12 protein-coding genes and 3 pseudogenes are annotated in these 20,175 nt (G+C 72.3%); 4 read left to right on the plus strand and 11 right to left on the minus strand.

Features of this window, described 5'->3' with window-relative positions:
• Nucleotides 1-260: pseudogene (locus tag BZY54_RS30395) on the minus strand (chitinase); the annotation flags it as partial.
• Between the two features lie 272 nt (nt 261-532).
• Here BZY54_RS30395 and BZY54_RS30400 point away from each other — a divergent pair.
• Nucleotides 533-1,606, plus strand: coding sequence for an NAD(+)/NADH kinase (locus BZY54_RS30400; RefSeq protein ID WP_167414099.1), 1,074 nt, complete (start codon nt 533-535; stop codon nt 1,604-1,606).
• Nucleotides 1,607-1,655: 49 nt separating this feature from the next.
• Here the strand turns inward: BZY54_RS30400 and BZY54_RS30405 are convergent, their stop codons facing one another.
• From BZY54_RS30405 to BZY54_RS30420, 4 genes are all read right to left on the minus strand, one after another.
• Complete coding sequence (locus BZY54_RS30405) at nt 1,656-2,756, minus strand: PP2C family protein-serine/threonine phosphatase (protein ID WP_244217413.1); 1,101 nt, start codon at nt 2,754-2,756, stop codon at nt 1,656-1,658.
• 358 nt (nt 2,757-3,114) lie between these two features.
• A complete protein-coding gene (locus BZY54_RS30410; RefSeq protein WP_244217414.1) occupies nt 3,115-4,029 on the minus strand; it encodes a LysR family transcriptional regulator in 915 nt (304 codons plus the stop codon).
• A complete protein-coding gene (locus tag BZY54_RS30415) occupies nt 4,026-5,774 on the minus strand; it encodes an FUSC family protein (RefSeq protein WP_086728541.1) in 1,749 nt (582 codons plus the stop codon). The genes BZY54_RS30410 and BZY54_RS30415 overlap by 4 nt, the downstream gene beginning before the upstream one ends.
• Before the next feature lie 212 nt (nt 5,775-5,986).
• Nucleotides 5,987-7,342 carry a glycoside hydrolase family 10 protein gene (locus BZY54_RS30420; RefSeq protein ID WP_086728555.1) on the minus strand — a complete coding sequence of 452 codons (1,356 nt, stop codon included), beginning with the start codon at nt 7,340-7,342 and terminating at the stop codon, nt 5,987-5,989.
• A gap of 44 nt (nt 7,343-7,386) precedes the next feature.
• Here BZY54_RS30420 and BZY54_RS30425 point away from each other — a divergent pair.
• Nucleotides 7,387-7,676, plus strand: a pseudogene (locus BZY54_RS30425) (extracellular catalytic domain type 1 short-chain-length polyhydroxyalkanoate depolymerase); the annotation flags it as partial.
• Nucleotides 7,677-7,686: 10 nt separating this feature from the next.
• Here BZY54_RS30425 and BZY54_RS30430 read toward each other — a convergent pair.
• Nucleotides 7,687-8,091 (minus strand): annotated as a pseudogene (locus BZY54_RS30430) (transposase); the annotation flags it as partial.
• Nucleotides 8,092-8,609: 518 nt separating this feature from the next.
• Nucleotides 8,610-9,653, minus strand: a complete 1,044-nt coding sequence (mgrA, locus tag BZY54_RS30435; protein WP_086728542.1) for an L-glyceraldehyde 3-phosphate reductase — start codon at nt 9,651-9,653, stop codon at nt 8,610-8,612.
• A gap of 338 nt (nt 9,654-9,991) precedes the next feature.
• Between mgrA and BZY54_RS30440 the strand changes: the two genes are divergently transcribed.
• Complete coding sequence (locus BZY54_RS30440) at nt 9,992-11,836, plus strand: phospholipase C (protein ID WP_086728543.1); 1,845 nt, start codon at nt 9,992-9,994, stop codon at nt 11,834-11,836.
• Between the two features lie 75 nt (nt 11,837-11,911).
• On the opposite strand, the gene BZY54_RS30445 is transcribed toward BZY54_RS30440, so the two are convergent.
• The 4 genes from BZY54_RS30445 to BZY54_RS30460 form a co-directional block, all read right to left on the minus strand.
• Entirely contained in the window at nt 11,912-13,246 is a 1,335-nt protein-coding gene (locus BZY54_RS30445) for a lipase family protein (RefSeq protein WP_086728544.1), read from the minus strand.
• 272 nt (nt 13,247-13,518) lie between these two features.
• Nucleotides 13,519-16,221, minus strand: a complete 2,703-nt coding sequence (locus BZY54_RS30450) for a SpoIIE family protein phosphatase (protein ID WP_244217415.1) — start codon at nt 16,219-16,221, stop codon at nt 13,519-13,521.
• Between the two features lie 94 nt (nt 16,222-16,315).
• Nucleotides 16,316-18,835: a SpoIIE family protein phosphatase gene (locus BZY54_RS30455; RefSeq protein WP_107419858.1), complete on the minus strand. Its 2,520-nt coding sequence runs from the start codon at nt 18,833-18,835 to the stop codon at nt 16,316-16,318.
• A 212-nt stretch (nt 18,836-19,047) separates the two neighbouring features.
• Nucleotides 19,048-19,524: a GNAT family N-acetyltransferase gene (locus BZY54_RS30460; RefSeq protein ID WP_086728545.1), complete on the minus strand. Its 477-nt coding sequence runs from the start codon at nt 19,522-19,524 to the stop codon at nt 19,048-19,050.
• 173 nt (nt 19,525-19,697) lie between these two features.
• On the opposite strand from BZY54_RS30460, the gene BZY54_RS30465 reads away from it, so the two are divergent.
• Nucleotides 19,698-20,153 (plus strand): hypothetical protein, encoded by a 456-nt coding sequence (locus BZY54_RS30465; RefSeq protein WP_086728546.1) that lies wholly within the window; start codon nt 19,698-19,700, stop codon nt 20,151-20,153.
• Nucleotides 20,154-20,175: the final 22 nt, after the last annotated feature.

The raw sequence follows: 20,175 nt of genomic DNA on the forward strand, positions 1-20,175 counted from the left end.
CCCCACGTGGGGGAGCAGCCGCCGCCGTTGGGGGCGAGGACGAACGCGAGTTGGAACGCCTTCAGCCCGGTCGCGTCCATGATGGCGGCCGCGTTCGGCGGGTCGTTGTCCAGCGGCATCAGGTACGGGGCCGCGGCGTACCAGCGGTTGCTCAGCGCGCTCGTCGCGCCCGAGGCGTTGCCCGCTACCAGCGCGGTGGTGCCGACGGCGGCGAGCCCGACGGCGGTGGCCGCGCCCAGACATGCGCTAAGACGTCTCACTGCGTGCCTCCAGTGGGGTGGGGAAGTGGCCCCAGCTTCCTGACGGTGTTGCGAGCACGTCAATAGATTGGTCTGGACCAGATGAGTCTTTGGACTAGACCATACGATTTCTTTACCCGGCGGGGAGTTGCGCCGCTCCCCTCGGGAAACGCCGTACGGCGCGCCCCGGGGCGCCCGGCGGCGTGGCGTCGCGGGAGGAGGCGCCTCGCATGGTCAGGATGGCTTCCGGTATCGCCCGTCGCGTGGACACGCGGATCGACTCGGAGACGGATGTGACGGTACGTCGGATCGGCCTGGTCGTGCACGGAGGGCGCCCGGAGGCCGCGGCCGCAGCGCGGGCCGTGCGCACCTGGTGCGCGGAACACGCCGTGCAGTGCACGGACATCGACGTGTGGCGGGACGGCGGCCGGCACAGCGCGCGGGAGGAGGTCGACGCCGCGGGCGACCCGGATCTCATCGTGACCCTGGGCGGCGACGGCACGTTCCTGCGCGGCGCCCGGCTGGCCGCCGAGAACGACGCCCTCGTCCTGGGCGTCGACCTCGGCCGGGTCGGCTTCCTCACCGAGGTGCCCGTCACCGTCGTGGGCTCCGCGCTGGACGCGGTCCTGACGCAGCGGCTCACCGTCGAGAGCCGCATGCTGCTCACCATGCGCGCCTCGCGCCGCCTGGAGGTGCCCGCCGGCATCGAGGAACTGATGCGCTACGGCCGCCGCCCGATGCTGCCCCCGCCGCGGGTGCGCACCGACTGCGAGGTGGGGGGCGACTGGGGCATCGCGCTGAACGTCACCGCGCTGAACGACATCGTCGTGGAGAAGCTGGCGCGGGACCGGCAGGTGTCGGCCGGCGTCTACATCGCCGGACGGCTGCTCGCGTCGTACTCCGCCGACGCGCTGCTGGTCGCCACCCCGACCGGCTCGACGGCCTACAGCTTCGCCGCCGGCGGCCCGGTCGTCTCCCCGCGCACGGACGCCCTCGTCTTCACGCCCGTCGCCCCGCACATGGTGTTCGACCGCACCGTCGTCGCCGCGCCGGACGAACCGGTCGCCCTGCGCATGCTGGACCACTCCGGCCAGGCCGTCGTCAGCATCGACGGCCAGCCGCGCGGAGTGCTGGACCCGGGGGACTGGATCGGCATCTACGCGTCGCCGCACCGGCTGCGGGCCGTGCGACTGGGCCCGATGGACTTCTACGGCCGCCTGCGCGAGCGCATGAACCTCTCCGACGCCCCCGCCGCCGTTGCCGACGGAACCCCGCCGCCGCTCTGGCCGGTGACGAGCCCGCGGCCCGGTGACCTCGCGCATCTGGCGCTGCCCCCCAGGCCCGACGCACCTTCGGCGACGCCGTGAACACGCCGGCGAAGAGGCGGCCGCCCGGCACGGTCCGGCGGGCGCTCGCTCAGGAGCGGGGCTCGCCGGGCAGGCGGTACGCGGCGAGGGCGGCGATGTCGTCGTCCAAATGCCCGCCGCTGTAGGCGTGCAGGTCCGCGTGCAGGTGGTCCAGGAGAGCGCGGGGTGGCAGCGATGCCCACGGCGCGACGCGCTCGGCGAGCGGATAGAAGACCCCGTCGGCATCGCGCGTCTCGGTGACGCCGTCGGTGTAGAGCAGCAGTTGGTCACGGGGGTGGAAGGGCTCGACGTCCATGTGGTAGCCGTCGCCGATCAGCACGCCGAGGTTGACCGGCGGTGACGGGTCGGTCGCGTGCAGCTCGCGGACGCCGCCCTCGTGGAGGATCAGGGGCGGCGGGTGACCGCAGTTGACGATGCGGACGACCTGCTCGTGCTCGGGGATCTCGGCGAACACCGCGGTGACGAAGCGTTCCGCCCACTCGCCGCCGGGCAGCTGCGCGGCATGACGGCTCATGCTCCGCTCCACGCGGCGGGCCACGCCGGTCAGGTCGCGCTCGTCGTGAGCGGCCTCCCGGAAGGCGCCCAGTATCGTCGCGGCCGTCTCCACGGCGACCAGTCCCTTGCCGCGCACGTCGCCGATGAGCAGCCGCACGCCGTACGCCGTCGGCACCGCCTCGTACAGGTCGCCGCCGATGCGCGCCTCCGCGGCGGCGGACAGGTAGAGCGTCTCGACGGAGACCTGGCCGAGGTGACGGGGCACCGGTCGCAGCAGCACCCGCTGCGCGGTCTCGGCCACGGAACGCACCGTCGCCAGTGTCCTCTCCCGCCGCATCCGGTGCACGGCCAGAATCGCGCCGAGAACCCCCACCAGGCCGGTGCAGATGTAGTTGGCCACGTAGTGGCGGTCCCACATGTAGGTCACCGAACGCCCGGCACAGCACGGGGTGCCCGCCAGCACACCTTCGAACAGGACGGCGAACACCGTGAACGCGGCGACCGCGACGGGCCCGTAGGCGTAGGCGGCGACCAGCGGCAGGGCGGTGACCACGAAGCTCACGGGCCAGTCCACCGGAGTGAGCGGTTCGATGACCAGGACCGCCGCGACATAGGCGACCGGCAACCAGCGCAGCCACATGGGAGGAGCGGGCACCTGCGGCTCCTCGGCCTTCGCCCGCGCCGCACGGGCGTTCGCGGCCGTGGAGCAGCCGGGGAGCCTCACCGCTCGCACGGGCACGCCCCGGGTGTTGACGCGACAGGCGTGGCAGGACCGGGCGGGCGCACCGGCGTGCGGCCCGGCACCGGACGACGGACTGCGCGGAGACACTCAGGCGGCCTGTTCACAGGAACTCCCGGCGGACTTGACCAAGACCACCAGCCTGCTGTGGCGCACTGTCGCGAGGGCCTCATTGCTCCAGGCAAGGGCATGTCAGCGACGGTGGGACGCCCTGCCGGCCCCGGCCCCGAACGTGCCCTGGTCCGAGCGACGGACCCCGGCCGTCGTCACCGGTTCACCATCGGCCGCCGGCCGCCGCGGCCGTCACCCGGAGCGCGTGGTCGATGAAGCGCCGGGACGCCGGGGGCAGGGTGCGCCCGGAGAGCCAGGCGATGCCGATGTCCCGGGCGCCGTGCACGTCGGTGATCTCCAGATAGCGGATCGGGAAGTCACCGCTCGCCGCGGCGTCGGGCGAGGACGGGATCAGGGACACGCCCAGACCGGCCGCCACCAGTCCGCGCAGGGTGTGCACCTCCTCGCCCTCGAAGCCGACCCGCGGGGTGAAACCGGCCTGACGGCACAGTGTCTCGGTGACGCTGCGCAGCCCGTAGCCGGGCTTGAGGAGGATGAAGGGCTCCTCGGCGACCTCGGCCAGCCGGACCCCTCGGCGCCGGGCCAGGCGGTGCCCGGTGGGAACGGCGAGCCAGAGCGGTTCGACCAGGAGCCGTCTCCAGGTGATCAGCGGATGTCCGGGGTCGCCGCTGGTGATCATCATGTCGGCGGTGGCGTCGAGGAGATGCTGGACCAGGCCGTTCTCGCCGTGCTGGTGCAACTCGAAGCGGCCCTGCGGATAGGCCTCCCGGAACCCGGTGACGAGCCTGGGCACCAGCCAGGTGCCCAGGGTGTGCAGAAAGGCCAGGGACACCAGGCCCGCCTCCGGGTCGACGACCTCGGCGACGGCCCGCCGCCCCCGGTCGTAGCTGTCCAGCGTGGCGTCGACGTACTCCTTGAACACCCGTCCGGCCGGTGTCGGCCGCAGGACGCGGCCCACTCGCTGGAGGAGTTCCGCGCCCACCTCCTCCTCCAGCCGGTGCAGCGCACGCGACAGGGCGGGCTGGGTGACACGGGCCTCGGCGGCGGCGTCCGTCACCGTCAGGCCCTCGGCCACCGCCTGGAAGGAACGCAGCACCTGGAGATCCATCGCGCTCATCCTCCCATCGCGCCCACTTCGGTGCAGCGAGGTACGGGGAGCGCGGCCGCCGCCGGTACCGCGCCCAGGTTCCTTGCGCTGACGGCGTCGCAGAGTCGCTCCGCCGAGGCGATGGCGTCCTCCTGGTCCGGCAGCCTCGGATCCTTGCGACCGGGACGGCCCGGCTCGCCGTGGGCGTGGGCCACGGCCCTGCGTGCCTCGGCGAGCCGGTGGTAGGCGGCCCGGCGCAGGGCGTGCCGCTGGGCCGGCGTGGCATCGGCGGCCAGGTCCCGGTACCGGTGCGCGGCGGCCACCGCGGCCTCGGTCTGCGCGGCGGCCCGGCCGGCCGCCGAGTCCGGCCACAGCGCGAAGTGTGCGAGGAGGACGATCGCGGCGGCCAGGGCGGTGTCCAGGATGCGCGCCGAGTACAGCGCGCGGTGGTCGCCGAGCAGGTCGACGAGGACGAACACGATCGCCGTCAGGGCCGTCGTGGCGAGCGCGTAGTGATGGCGCACACCGACGGCCATCAACGCGCCGAAGGCCGCCACGGCGCCGATCAGTACCAGGGTGTCGGTCGTCAGCAGGGTCACCGCGCCGATGGCGGCCACCCCGACGACCGTACCGGCGCAGCGGTGCAGGGCCCGGCGGAGGACCGGCCCGAAGTCGGGCTTGTAGACGAACGCCACCGTCATGGGGAGCCAGTATCCGCGCGGACCGTGCAGCAGCCCGGCGCAGAGCTGGGCGACCAGCACACACACCGTCAGCAGCACGGCGTACCGCGCCTGGGCCGCCGGTCCGTGCCACGGGTACGCGGGCAGACGCTCCGCCACGCCGGACGGACGCGCCCGGAGGGACTCCGCGTACAGCTCGGCCAGCGCGCGCACCCCCGGCGAGGCCGCTTCGAACAGGTCTGCGCCCTGGGCGGGCACCGGCCCCGGGCGGGCCGTGGCGCGGGAGGCGGACGCCGCGTCCGGCAGCAGGCGCGCCGTCATCAGCAGCGGTACGTCCGTAAGGCACCGGGGGAGCGGACGCCCCTCCCACACCAGCGCCGAGGCCACCTCACCCAGCCGCACCGCCGTGTGGAAGGCGTCGCGCACCGCGCCCAGTTCCGTCCGCGCCCGGTCGCGGCGCGCCAGATGCCGGCCCATCACCTGGTGGGCGTCGTCGAGGGCGGTGGTCAGCCGCCTGCGCGCGGCCTCGGCCCCGGGCGAACCGGCCGCGGACAGCGCCTCGGAGGCGGCCCGGTACACCGCGAGGACGGCGGCCCGCTCGATGTCGTACCGGCGCCACAGCCACGGCGTCGCGGACAGGACGACGACGAGGCCCACCCCGGAGAGCAGCGCGAGGGGAGCCTGCCACCACGGCCCCGGCACCGGAATGCCGCCGCCGACGGTGGCGCCGAGCAGGAGATGCATGCCCGACACGGAGGCGAGGCGTCCGCGCAGGCTGACCGCGCCGGCGAGCAGCGCGGTGGCGACGAGACAGACGGTGACCGCCGCGGGACGCCCGCTGCGGAGCGCGAGTTCCCCGGCGAGCAGGCCGACGGCGGCGGAAGCGCCCGTGCAGGCCAGCCGCCGGACCCGCAGCCGGTAGGGATCGGGTCCGTCGTGGCTCACCCCCCACAGGGCACCGATCCCGGCGATCACGGCCGGGACCACCGCCCCGGTCCGGACGCCGACGAGGAGCGGCACGGCGAGCGCCACGGCTCCCCGCACGGCCGCCGCGAGGGGCCCGGGGGCGAGCGGGACGACAGGCGATGCCTTCATGAGCTGATCGACTCCTGGACGGACCGGGGGACATGTGTCCCCACCAGGGTCGATCAGGAGCGATGCATGCGTCCAATGCCAGAGGGGCGGCCGAACCATGCGTCTGGTGCATGCGACTCACCTCATGCACGCGACCCCGCCCCCACGGCAGAGGACGCCCACGGCGGCGGGGATCACCGAGACGGTCCCCGCCGCCGGGCCGGCGACTGCGATCAGGACGCCGTGCAGGTCCCGACGGTCGGGGCGGAGGAACTGCCGTTCTTCTGGACGGTGAAGCCGAAACTGGTCGAGGCGCCCGCCGCGAGATCGGCGTTGTAGGTGGGGCGCACCGTCATCACGGTGCCGCTGCTGTCCCAGCTCGCGCTGCCGTTCCAGAGGGTGGACACCTTCTGCGGCGCGGGGAAGGTGACCGTCGTGGTCCAGCCGGTGATCGGGGCGGCACCCGCCGTCACGGTGACCTGGCCGTTGTAACCGTCGTTCCAGTCCGCGGTCTTGGTGAAGACGACCGTGCACGTGGCACCCGTGCCGCCGCCGTTGCCGCCACCCCCGCCGCTCCCCGAGCCGCCGAGAGCGGTCAGGACGGCGTCGTACGCGGGCTTCTCGGCGTAGTTGGAGTCGAACAGCAGCGGGGTGCCGCTGCTGCGCCAGGAGTACTTGTCGGTGATGCCCCAGACGGTCATCCCGGTGCACCGGCTCACCGCCAGACACGCCTTGACCACGGTGGCGTAGCTGTTGGCCTGTGCGGTGCCCGAGCCCTCGATGTCGAGCTCGGTGATCTGCACGTCGACCCCGAGGTCGGCGAAGCGCTGCAGGTTCGCCCGGTAGTCGGAGGGAACCGGGGACGCGCTGTTGAAGTGGGACTGGAAGCCCACGCAGTCGATCGGCACGCCGCGGGACTTGAAGTCCTTGACCATGTTGTAGACGGCGTTGCTCTTCGCGTTGACCCCGTCGGTGTTGTAGTCGTTGTAGCAGAGCTTGGCGTCCGGGTCGACGGAGCGGGCGGTGCGGAAGGCCTCCTCGATATAGCCGTCACCGAGCTTGTCCTGGAACGGCGAGCTGCGCCGGGCGCCGCTGGAGCCGTCCTGGAACGCCTCGTTGACCACGTCCCAGGCGTAGATCTTGCCCTTGTAGTGCTGCATGAGCTGGGTGATGTGGTTGTTCATCGCCGTGCGCAGGTCGGCGGCGCCCAGGCCGGAGACCCAGGAGGGCAACTGGGAGTGCCACACCAGCGTGTGCCCGCGGATCTTCATCCCCTTGCTCTGCGCGTGGCTCACGATCTGGTCGGCGGCCGCGAAGGTGAAGGTGTTGCGGGTACTCTCGGTGGCGTCCCACTTCATCTCGTTCTCAGGGGTCACCGCGCTGAACTCCCGGTCGAGCGTGCCGGCGTAGGCGGACTCGCCGAGGTGGCTCGCCGCCACGGCGGTGCCGAAGTAGCGACCCTTGCCGGCCGCGGCCGAGCCCAGGGTGCCGGCGGCTGCCGCGCTGTGCGACAGCGCGGTGAGCGTGGCGGTGGCGAGAAGCGCGGACGTCAACGCCCGTGCCGCCCGTCTGGAGAATGCTTTAGGCATGTCCATGTCATTCCCTTCTCTGAAACTTTCGATCCTGTCAGCGAATGCGACGCGCAGATTACGAACCGGAGCTGACCGCACTGCTCGCGGGCGTCGTGCCGCTGCTCGCGGCGCTGACGCCGACGGCCGCACCCAGTGCGCACGCCGCCTCCCTGACGGAGGTGACCGGGTTCGGCGCCAACCTGAGCAACCTGCGCATGTACGTCTACCGCCCGGACAGCGCGCCGGCCGGCCCGCCGTCCTCGTGGCCGTGCACTACTGCACCGGCTCAGGGCCCGCCTTCTACTCGGGCACCGAGTTCGCCTCCCTGGCCGACCGCTACGGCTTCCTCGTCTCTACCGTTTCTAGAGACTGAGCGGGAGTGAGTCCCGGAGGGGCTCGTGCTCAGCCGGACACTCCGAACGGTGTTGAGTGTCCTGGTCGCCCGCGTTCGCTCCGTGCCCGGTCCCGGCGGGATCGTGTGCGTGGTCAGGGGATGCGGGGGCGGGTTTGCTCGCGCCCTGGGGTGCCGGATCCGGCCTGGGCGGTCCGATGCCCCTGTCCATCGCTCTGGTGGGCAGAGGGCGGTGCCGTCCGTCGCCGGATGCGGTGCCCGAGGGCGCGTCCGCCGATCGCGATGCTCGCCACATCGTGTCGGCGGGTGTCTTGGTCTTGCCTGTGAGGGGTTTCTGTCAGTGCTGGGCGCCCCACTTCGAGGTGTCGGCCGGGTCGGCGGCGACGATGGTGATGCCGAGTTCGGCGGCCGGCGACGGGCCATGATGACCAACGTGCTGCTCGGCGACTAGCCGGATGTCTTCAAGGCCGACGTCGCCTTCATGGGTGTGCCCTTCGGCTGCTTCGGCCACCAGCGACGGCTCCGGCTGGAACAGCGCCTGCGCCGACGGCACTGGAGGCCTCGGCAGGGCGGGGCCTCCACGTCCGTTGCCGGTGCGGCGCCCCGGTCGACGAGGCGTACGTATGCGGCAGGCAGAGGCGGCGCCGCACGCTGCCGGGGCCCGGCCGTGCAGGGCCCTGAACAGCGGCGATGGCGCGTTCGGGTGACGCCGTGCGCGTCTCGCGAGGCGCGCACGGCGAAGGCGGGCTACGGTGAATACCAGGCAGGAGGCCGGAACTCCCGGCAACCGGCAGTGCGTTGGTGGTCCAAGGAAAGACACCCCGCTTCCCGCGGGGAGATGCAGGTGCAAGGCCTGCCCAACGCTCCGAGCGTGCCGCGTCCCCCACCCCGCGACGGGTGGGGGACGCGGCACGTTCCAGTCGGCCGCCGCCGTCAGCCGAGGTTCCCGGTGCGGGCCGCCCGCCACAGGTCCACGCCGCCCTCGGTGGCGTATTTGTCGATCTCGGCCAGTTCCTCGCCGCTGAAGTCCGGCCGCTCCAGCGCGGCCACGTTCTGCTCCAGCTGCTCCACGCGAGAGGCGCCGATGACCAGCGAGGTGACGCGCTCGTCGCGCAGGGCCCAGGCGAGCGCCATCTGGGCGAGCGTCTGCCCGCGCCGGGCGGCGATGTCGTTGAGCGCGCGCAGCCGGTGGAGCATGTCCCCCGAAAGCCATGCGGCGTCGAACGAGGTGCCCCGCGCCGCCCGCGAGTCCTGGGGGACGCCATCCAGGTAGCGCCCGGTCAGCAGGCCCTGGGCCAGGGCCGTGAAGCCGATGACCCCGAAGCCCTCCTCCTGCGCGGCGTCCAGCAGGCCCTCGGTCTCGATCCAGCGGTTGACCATGCTGTACGACGGCTGGTGGATCAGCAGCGGGGTGCCCAGGTCACGGAGGATGGCGGCGGCCTGCCGGGTCCGCTCGGCGTCGTAGGAGGAGATGCCGACGTACAGAGCCTTGCCCTGGCGGACGGCGGTGTCCAGGGCGCCCATCGTCTCCTCCAGCGGCGTGCTCGCGTCGAGCCGGTGGGAGTAGAAGATGTCGACGTAGTCGAGCCCCATCCGGTGCAGCGACTGGTCGAGCGAGGCGAGCAGGTACTTGCGGGAGCCGCCGCCCTGGCCGTAGGGGCCGGGCCACATGTCCCAGCCCGCCTTGGTGGAGATGACCAGTTCGTCCCGGTACGGCGCGAGGTCCTGCCTCATCAGCCGCCCGAAGTTGATCTCCGCGGAGCCGTACGGGGGCCCGTAGTTGTTCGCCAGGTCGTGGTGGGTGATGCCGAGGTCGAAGGCGCGCAGCGCGATCTCGCGCTGGGTCTCGAACGGCCGGTCGTCGCCGAAGTTGTGCCAGTAGCCCAGGGACAGGACGGGCAGGTCGAGTCCCGAGCGTCCCGTGCGCCGGTAGCGCATGGTGCCGTCGTAGCGCGCGGGGTCCGCGACGTAGGTCATCGAGTGTTCTCCGGGTGGTGCAGTCAGGGCTGTCCCGCCGGGGTCGGCGGGACAGCCCCACCCTACGAGCCCGGCCGGGAACTTCTGGGCACCGGTTCCCCCGGCTCCCCAGTTGTCCCCCGACTCAACGGCTCGCGCTGCCTTTTCACCCCTTTGTCTCCTTTGCGAACAATCCGTTCGGCCAATTAGTCAATACACAGTCAAAAATAGGCCCAACTTTCCTGACCGGCTGTTCACTTCCGCGTCATCATGGCTCCGCCACCGTGCCGCTCGACCGCCTGGCGGAGCATCCCAGGCCGTACGCCGCAAAGACGATCCTGCCCGGAAGGTGAAGCCGCATGGCCAGCAGGGGAAGACGAGCAACGATACGAAGCCTCGGGGTGCTGGCCGGCGCCGCGGCGCTCACCGTGCTGGGCGGCAACGCCCCCGGCTGGGCCGCCGCGCCCACCGGACAACACAACCACGGATCAACGGCCACGCCGATCGAGCACGTGGTCGTGCTCTTCGACGAGAACATCTCCTTCGACCACTACTTCGCCACCTACCCCAGGGCCGCCAACACCGACGGCACGAAGTTCACCGCGTCGAAGAAGACCCCGAAGCACATCGACACCCTGGCGAACGCGGGGCTGCTGACGAAGAACCCCAATCAGTACGCTCCCAAGCGGCTCACCCCGTCCCAGGCGATGACCTGCGACCAGAACCACAACTACGGGGCCGAGCAGTACGCGGCGAACGGCGGCAAGGCCGACCGGTACGTCCAGAACACCGAGGTCGACAAGTGCTCCGGCGGCCTGTTCGGCGAACCCGGCCTGGTGATGGACTACTACGACGGCAACACCGTCACCGCGATGTGGAACTACGCCCAGCACTACGCCCTCAGCGACCGTTCCTTCAGCTCCAACTACGGCCCGTCCACCCCCGGCGCCATCAACCTGATCTCCGGTCAGACGCACGGGATCATCTCTGTCGACCCCGCCTCCGGCAGCGAGAACCCCAAGCAGACCTCCACGCCCGACCCCTACACCGTCAAGTCGCCCGACGCGGACGGTGTGGGCACGATGATCAACGACCCGGACCCGGCCTTCGACGACTGCTCCGGGAAGAACCACACCAGCAGCAACGCCCTCGGGGTGATGAAGGGCCGCAACATCGGCGACCTGCTCAACGGCCGGCACGTCAGCTGGGGCTGGTTCCAGGGCGGCTTCCGCCCCTCCGCAGCGTGGAGCGGCAAGCAGGGCGAGTACGCCCGGTGCGACACCGCCCACGCCAACGTCGGCGGCGCCCAGGTCGTCGACTACAGCCCGCATCACAACCCGTTCGCCTACTACAAGTCGACGTCCAACCCGCACCACCTGCCGCCCAAGGACGTCGCCGAGATCGGCCACGACGGCCAGGCCAACCACAACTACGACCTGACCGACTTCGACGCCGCCCTGAAGGCGGGCAAGCTGCCGTCCGTCAGCTTCGTCAAGGCGGCCTCCTACCAGGACGGCCATGCCGGATACTCCGACCCGATCGACGAGCAGCACTTCCTGGTCGATCAGATCAACGCGATCCAGAGCTCGCCGCAGTGGAGGTCCACCGCCGTCGTCATCGCCTACGACGACTCCGACGGCTGGTACGACCACGCCTACGTCGCGCCGCGCAACGGCTCCGCCGACACCGCCCTCGGCTCCAACGGCCTGGCCACCGACAGCCCCGCCTGCCAGGCCGGGCCCAAGGCGTCCGGCGGCTACGCCGACCGCTGCGGCCCGGGCACCCGCCAGCCCCTGCTGGTCGTCTCGCCGTACAGCAAGGTCAACAAGGTCGACCACACCCTGACCGACCAGGCGTCGATCACCCGCTTCATCGAGGACAACTGGCACACCGGCCGCATCGGCGACCACTCCTTCGACGCCACCGCCGGCTCCATGGAGGGAATGTTCGACTTCCGCCACCCGAACAACAAGCAGCTGCTGCTGAACACGGACGGCTCGGTGAAGTGCGTCGGTCCGATCCGTGACGTGGCGCCGGTCGCCACCACCATCACTCCCGGCCCGGCCATGCAGAACGCGGCCGCGGCCGCCGAGGCCACCTCCTTCCCGGCCGTGCCGGTCGGCATCGCCGCCGGCGCCCTGCTCGCCGTCGGTGCCACGGGAACGTACCTCTCCCGGCGGCGCCGGGACCGGAGCGCCGGCTGAGGTCGGGCACAGACAGGGGTCGCGCCGTCGGTGACGGGGCGGCCCCTGCTGTGTGCGGCATCCGTCCGGGCGCGGTCAGGGCCGGATCGGCAGTGTCGCGCAGTTGGCCGGGGTCGGCTTGCCGGCGAGGCGGTCGGTCAGCCAGGAGACCGCCGCGCCCTGGTCGGCGAGCAGCGGGCCGAAGTGGTTGAGCAGGGGGCTGATGACGTTCGGCAGGACGACCGGCTCGTAGGTGACGTCGGCGCCCTTGCGGCACCAGTCGACGGCGAGTTGCCGGGCCTGGGCGTGCGGAACGAGGTTGTCGCTGGTGCCGGTGGCCAGCCGTACCGGACCGGCCGGCTTGAGCCTGCCGATGCGCTGGGTGTCGAGAAAGTCCTGGAGGGCGGGGGTGGAGCGGATGATGTCGCTGATGGACCGGCCGTCGGTCGTCCACCTGGTGCTCTTGGTGTAGGCGTAGTGGAGGATGGCGTCGCCCACGCACATGGTCGACAGATCGTCCAGGGCGGCCTTGCCGGCGGCGTCGAGGTGTGCGTCGGCGATCGGCCTGAGCTCCGGGTCGGTCTGGAGGAAGCCGTTGAGGGACCAGCCCAGGGCGCCGGCCAGTTCGCTGCCGTCGATGGCCTCGGTGACGGCGGTCAGGTCGGCGGGCGGCGCACCGGCGTAGGTGCCCGCGAGGGGCACGTCGGGGGCGTAGGCGGGCTGGAGTTCGGCGGCGGCCGCGGTGGCGCCGCCGCCCTGGCTGTAGCCGAACAGCCCGACGCGCGAGGCGGGGGTGATCGACGACCCCCGCACGGCGCGGGCGGCGCGGGCCGCGTCCAGGACGGCGTGGGCCTCGTCGACCCGGTCGACGTAGGTGTGCAGCCGGTCCGTGGCACCCAGGCCGACGTAGTCGGTGACCACGACAGCGGTGCCCTCGGCCAGCAGCCGGTAGATCGACAGGTCCTCGTAACCGACCGACATCGTCCGGCCGTTGAAGGTGAACGGGTGCTCCAGGCCCATGGAGGCCGCGCACTGGTCGCCCTGGCCCATGGTGCCCGGTGCGACGACGACCAGGGGGCGCGGTCCGCTGCCCCGCGGGCGTGCCGTCGGTTCCACGTAGGCGCCGGTGACGGCGACCGGCCTGCCGTTCGCGTCGGTCGACTTGTACATCAGCCGGGTGGCCCGGCCCGGCAGTGGGCCGCCCGGGCCGGGCAGGCTGAGGGCGAGCGGCAGCGGTTCGCTGCGGATCAGGCTGCCGTTGGCCTCCGGCAGTCCGGTGGGCGGTGTGTAGAACGCCGGGATCGTGACGCCACGGGACACCACGGGTTCGGACTCCGTGGCCGCGGTGGCCGCGGTGGCGGACAGTGCCTGGACGCCGAGGCAAGAGGCAGCGGTGACCGCTGCGGCGAGCAGATGTCTGCGCGCGGGCATGGGGAACCTCCTGGGATGCGGCCGAGCAGGAGAGACTGCCTCGCGCCGGGGTGGCGGCCGGCGGCCGGTCCGGGCGCGAGGGCAGGTGGGCGTGAGGCGGCACGGTCGTCCGCCGGCTTCCTCACGCGGTGGGGAGTGGGTCGACGCGACCGTACCCACCAGGTGTTACCGCCGGTACCGGCCGGTAGGTTACGGTTCAGTAATTTGACTCAGCGTCTAATAAGCGGACCGTTTCCGTTACGGGAGGTCAGGGCGGCCCGTGTGCCCGCCGCTCACCAGGCCATCTCGTCGAGCAGCATCGCCGCGTCCGGTTCCGACACCCGGTCCAGGCACTGCTCCGCCCAGATCACCTTGCCGTGCGCCACATAGCGGGTGCCCCACCGGTCCGCGAACTGGGAGACCAGGAACAGCCCGCGGCCGCCCTCGTCGGTGGTGGCCGCGCGCCGCAGCCGGGGAGAGGTGTTGCTGCCGTCCGACACCTCGCAGACCAGGGTGCGGCCCAGGAGCATTCTGACCCGCACCGGCGGCGCGCCGTAGCGGATGGCGTTGGTGAGCAGTTCGCTGAGGATCAGTTCCGTGGCGAACGACACCTCCTCCAGCTCCCAGTCCACCAGCCTGCGGCTCACCTCCGTCCGGACCCGGGAGACCGCGCTGGCGTCGAACGGCACGTCCCACAGGGCCACCCGGGACGGGTCCAGCAGCCGGGTCCGGGCGACGAGCAGGGCGACATCGTCACTCGGGTGGTCCGGCAGCATCGTCTCCATCAGGGCCCGGCACGTCTCCTCCGGCGACTGGTCCGGATGCGCGACGGCCGCGCCGAGCATGCGCAGCCCCTCGTCGATGTCCCGCCTGCGGTCCTCGATCAGGCCGTCCGTGAACAGCACCAGCCGGCTGCCCTCGGGCAGGTCCAGCTCGCCCGCCTCGAACGGATGCCCGCCGACCCCCAGCGGGGGCGACAGCGGCAGGTCCGGGAAGGTCACCCGGCCCCCGGGGTCCACCACGGCCGGTGCGACATGCCCGGCGCGGGAGACGGTGCAGCGCCCGCCCACGGGGTCGTAGACGGCGCACAGGCAGGTCGCCCCGGTGACCCGCGACCCCTCGCCGTCGGCCGTCTCCGCCTGGATGTCCAGGTGCGTCACCATCTCGTCGAGATGGCCCAGCAGCTCCTCCGGGGGCAGGTCCAGTGAGGAGAAGTTCAGCACGGCGGTCCGCAGCCGGCCCATCGTCACGGCCGCGTGCAGGCCGTGGCCCACCACGTCCCCGACCACGAGCGCCACCCGGAAACCGGGGAGGGGGATGACGTCGAACCAGTCGCCGCCCACGCCCGACTGCGCCGGCAGATAGCGCCAGGCCACCTCCAGCGCGTCCTGCTCCGGAAGGTCCCGCGGCAGCAGACTGCGCTGCAGGGTCACGGCCATCGCGTGCTCACGGGAGTAGCGGCGCGCGTTGTCGATCGCGACGGCCGCCCGGGCCACCAGTTCCTCGGCGACCGCGACGTCCTCGTCGTCGAACCGGGCCGACCCCGGACCCCGCCAGAAGTTGACCATGCCCAGCACCACGCCCCGCGCCCGCAACGGCACCGTGATCAGCGAATGGATGCCGGAAACCAGCACCCGGCGCGCGCCCTCCGGGTCCTGCGCCCGCCAGTCCTCGGCGGTCTTCAGGTCCGGCACCAGCACGGCCTTGCCGCGCCGCAGCGCCGCCACCATCGGCGTGTCCGCCACCACGAACCGGATCGAATCCCCCACCGGCTGCAGCGGATCGCCCGAAGCCAACCCGTGGAGCGCGGTGCGGCGCATCCGGTTCACGGCGCCCGTGGGCTCCTCGCCGTGCAGCACGGCGTCCAGGAGCTCCACGGTGACGACGTCCGCCATCCGCGGGACCGCCACCTCGGCGAGCTCCTGCGCGGTGCGCCGTACGTCCAGCGTCCCGCCGATCCGCACCCCGGCCTCGTACAGGAGCGTCAGCCGTCCCCGTGCCACCTCCGCCCGGCCGGACAGGGCCTGCAGCTCGGTGGTGTCCCGGAAGCTGGCCACGAGGCCCTGCGCGCCGCCGTACGGCGCGGTGCGCCGGGTGTTGACCGCCAGCAGCCGTTCGCCGGCCGGGCACACCTCGTCGGAGGCGATCTCGTCCGACACCAGCAGCCGCGTCATCCCCTCGCCCAGCCCCAGCTCCGTGACGTGCCGCTGGTCGGCGTCCGGCGGCAGGTCCAGCAGCCGGTGGGCCTCGTCGTTGGCGAGCAGCAGCCGGCCGTCGGCGTCCACGATCAGCACACCCTCGCGCACCGCGTGCAGCACCGCGTCGTGGTGCTCGTACATCCGCGTCATCTCGGCCGGGCCGAGTCCGTGGGTCTGGCGGCGCAGCCGCCGGCTGACGAGGGCGGTGCCCGCGGTCGCGAGCGCCAGGGCCAGCGCGGCCGAACCGACCACCATGGGCACCTGCTGGTCCAGCATGTGCCCCAGGTTCCCGATCTCGATCCCCGCCGTGACCACACCGACCACGCGCCGGCTCCCGTCCAGGACGGGCACCACCGCGCGCACGGCGTCGGACGGCTTGCCGTGGAAGGTGTCGGTGAACGTCTCGCCCGCCAGGGCTCGTCCGTAACCCTGCGCCTTGGTGCCGATCAGCTTCGGCTGCGTGTCGGCGAGTCGCACCCCCTGCGGGTTCAGCACGGAGATGAAGTCGATGCTCGACCCGGCCTGCGCCTCCATCATCGAGGGCTGCAACACCCTCGTCGGATCGGGCGACTGGAGCGCGAGCGCCGTGCCGGGCGCGTGCGCGAACGCCTCCGCGGCGGCCAGCGACCGCTCCCTGGCGCTGTTCTCGGCGTCGTACCGCCCCTGGAGCACCAGCGCGGCGGCCGCCGCCGCGACCAGCACCAGGACCACGATGACCTGCAGCAGGAACACCTGCGCCGCGAGGGTGCCGAGGCTTCGGGACGACAAGAGGCGGCGTCCGGGGAAACGCCGCGACATCTGGCGGCGGGACGAATCAGCGGACCGCCGGCCGCCCGGCGATGATGCCGTTTCGGACCGGGACCGGCGGAAACGTCCGATCATGTTCCCAGTTCTAGCACCGCGCTTCCCCGACGGGCGAGCCGGGCAGCTGCTGCTCCGCCCAGATCGTCTTGCCCGAGTTCGTGTACCGGGTGCCCCAGCGCAGAGCGACCTGGGCGACCAGGAACAGGCCCCGTCCGCCCTCGTCCGTGCCGAGCGCCCGCCGAAGGCGCGGGGAGGTGTTGCTGGCGTCGGAGACCTCGCAGATCAGGGTGCGCTCATGGATGAGCCGCAGACCGATCGGACCGAAGGCGTGCCTGATGGCGTTGGTGAGCAGCTCGCTGACGATCAGCTCCGTGGTGAAGGCCATCTCCTCCAGCCCCCACCGCGACAGCTGCTCGGTGACGTTCTCCCGGGCCACATGCACCGCAGACGGGTCGGCCGGCACCTCCCAGGAGGCCACGCGGTCGCAGCTGAGCACATGGGTGCGGGCGATGAGGAAGGCCACGTCGTCGCGCGGCCGGTCCGGCAGCAGGGTGCGGACCATGATGTCGCAGATCTCCTCCAGGGGCCGGTCAGGGTGGGCGAGCGTGAAGCACAGGCGCTCCATCCCGACGTCCACATCCCGGTCCGACGCCTCGATCAGCCCATCGGTGTAGAGGGCGATGACGCTGCCCTCCTCCACCGGCACCTCGGCCGACTCGAACGGCAGGCCGCCCAGCCCGAGCGGTGGCCCCGCGGGGATGTCGGGAAACTCCACGGGCTCGTTCAGATGGGCGATCGCCGGGCTGGGGTGCCCGGCGCGGGCCACGGCGATCTTGCGGGCGATCGGATCGTAGACGGCGTACACACAGGTCGCGCCGATCACCGTCGGCCCGTCGGCGGCCGCCTCCGCCTCGTCGGACAGACGTACGACCAGGTCGTCGACGCGCGCCAGCAGCTCGTCCGGAGGCAGATCCAGATCGGCCAGGGTCTGCACGGCGGCCCGCAGCCGGCCCATGCTGGCCGCCGCATGGAGCCCGTGGCCGACGACGTCGCCCACCACGAGCGCGACCCTGGCACCGGAGAGCGGGATGACATCGAACCAGTCCCCGCCCACCCCGGCCTCGGCGTCGGCCGGAAGATAGCGGTGGGCGACCTCCACGGCGCTGTGCTCGGGCAGTGTGGGCGGCAGCAGGCTGGTCTGGAGGGTGAGCGCCGCCTGGTGCTCGCGGGCGAAGCGCCGGGCGTTGTCCACACAGACGGCGGCCCGTGCCACCAGGTCCTCGACCAGGAGCAGATCGTCCCCCTCGAACGGATCGGGATTCTTCCAGCGCAGCAGCGTGACCACGCCCATCGTGGTGCCGCGGGCCCGCAGCGGGACGACCAGATGCGTGTGCACACCGAGCCCGAGCATCTTCTCCCAGCGCTGGACGTCGTGGGCGAGCCAGGGCGTCCAGGTGCCGACGATCTCGCACAGGGGCTTCCCGGTGGCCAGGCACCGCATCTGAGGAGAGCAGTCCGGGTACCGGGTGGGCTCGCCGACCCTGACGATCACCTCCGGCTGGTCGTCCTTGATCGACAGATGGACCGCGCGACGCAGCGTGGTGGGGTCGTACGACGGTCCGGTGGCCGGGTCCTTCGTCGCGTGGACGGCGTCCAGCAGGTCGATGGCCACGAAGTCGGCGACCGGCGGGACGAGGACCTCCGCCAGCTCCTGCACCGTTCGGTCGAGATCCAGAGTGGTCCCGATGTGCTCGGCCGCCGCGTTCAGCACCGCCAGCCGCTCCCGTGCCGGATCCTGCCCGGTCAGGTCGAGGGCGGCGTAGCAGATGCCGAGTGTCCGGCCCGAGCCGTCCCGCAGCGGGAAGAAGGAATGCAGCCTGGAGCGGCCCTGACCCCGCCGGTCCGGCGTCGCCCGGCGGGGCGGGGTGTGTTCGAGGGTCACCTGGCACTGTCCGGAGATCAGCACCTGTCTGGCCTGCCGGGTCACCACGGACGATTCCCTCGCCACGTCGACCAGAGCACGGACCGTGCTCTCCTCGTCGGTGCGCTCTTCGGCCTTCGCGGCCCCGGCTTTTCCGGCGCGTTCCCCGGTCCTAGGGTCTGTGGCGGGTCCGGCGGCACCGTCTTCCATACCGGCGAGCGCACGGTTCATCCACCGGTAGCGCAGCTGTGTGTCCAGTACCGCGACCCCGAGCGGCGACTGTTCCAGCAGTCCGCGCGCCACCGCCTCGTACATCTCGTACCTGCGCCGCCTAGTCGCCTCGCATCCGAGGACGAGCCAGTCGCAGGACCCGCTCGCGGCGCTCAGCGGGCACAGCCGCACGGCCAGCCGCACGGCATGGCCCGCGCGGTGGCGGGCGGTGATCACACCGGCCCAGCCACGGTCGATCCCCCGGAGGAAGACCGGTACGGCGGCGGGGTCGCCGACCGCCAGCAGCAGGCCCGCGGGACGTCGCAGCACGTCGGGGGCCGCGTGACCGAGAAGCTCCTCGGCCCCTCGGCTCCAGTGGACGATCAGCCCCTCGGCGTCGACCATCGCCACGGCCGTGGTGGTGATGTCGAACGGATCGCTCGGACCCGCACTGCTCGCCGCGCCGCTGACGCCCATGCCTTCATCCCCATCCACGGGCAGGACCCCCACGCCATATTTTCCCATCGGGGGCCGTCTCACGCCGCCCGGAACGGCCGGGTGCCGGACCGGGACAGTACGAAGGCACCCGGAGCGACGCCTTCGTGGCACGGGAGCGGACGTGTCGGTGGCGCGGGAGCAGAGGCGTGTGGGCGCCGGAGCGGAGAGTCTTCCCGGCGGGAACGGCCCTCCTACGCCTGCCGCCCCAGCGAGGCCAGCGCCTCGTCCGTGAGCCGGTAGACCGTCCACTCGTCCTGCGGGCGGGCGCCCAGCGCCTCGTAGAAGCCGATCGCCGGGCGGTTCCAGTTCAGGACCGACCACTCCAGACGCTCGTAGCCGCGCGCCACGCAGATGCGGGCCAGCTCCGTCAGCAGGGCCCGGCCGTGGCCGCCGCCGCGGGCCTCGGGGCGGACGTACAGGTCCTCCAGGTAGATGCCGTGCACACCGCGCCAGGTGGAGAAGTTGAGGAACCACAGTGCGAAGCCCACGACCTCGCCGTCCGCGCCCTCGGCGACATGCGCGTAGGCCGCCGGGCGCTCGCCGAACAGCGCCTCGGTGAGCTGCTCCGGCGTCGCCCGCGCCTCGTCGGGCGCCTTCTCGTACTCGGCGAGTTCGCGGATCAGGGCGTGGATGACGGGAACGTCTGCGAGGGTCGCGGCGCGGATCATGCGCGCAGTCTCACACACGGTGTTCGACGGGCACCGGCCGGGTCCCCGGCCGCCCACCGGGGTGGGTCCGCAGCGGCCGTACAACCCCTGAGCCGGTGGGGGTGTCTTCGTTACCGAACGGGCAGAACCGGACGTTCTCCGGCAATCCGACCGCACTTCCAGGGGGAAGAAAGATGAGCGTGACGCACAGTCTCACCCGCCGTGGCCCCGCCGCGGCTCTCGCACTCGTGACGGCGACCGTCCTCGGGGCCGGCGCCGCCGGCGCCTCGAGCGCGGCCCCGGCCGCCGCGCCGCGGACGCGGCAGATCGCCACCTCGGTCCTCGGCGGCGACTACAGGTTCAGCCTGACCGCGGTGCGTTCCACCGGCGACGAGTACGCCGCCTCCGTGCGCCTGAAGGTGTACACGCGCACCAGCGGCGGCGCCTGGAAGGAGACGGACCGCGCGACGGTGGGCGCCGTGGACGGCTGGTTCTGGTATCCGCTCACCGGCAAGGGCGCCGTCTGCCGGTTCTCGACCTCCGCCGCCGAACCCGCGCCGATCGAGGTGAGCCTGCTGGTCACCCCGTCCATCGGCTGCTCCGCGCCACAGCGCTTCGTGGTCGAGCGGGGCAGGATCCACGCCGACTGAGCCCGTGACGTGCTCCGCCGGG

This window comes from Streptomyces carpinensis, from assembly GCF_002154505.1.
In the GTDB taxonomy this organism is placed as follows: Bacteria; Actinomycetota; Actinomycetes; order Streptomycetales; family Streptomycetaceae; genus Streptomyces; species Streptomyces carpinensis.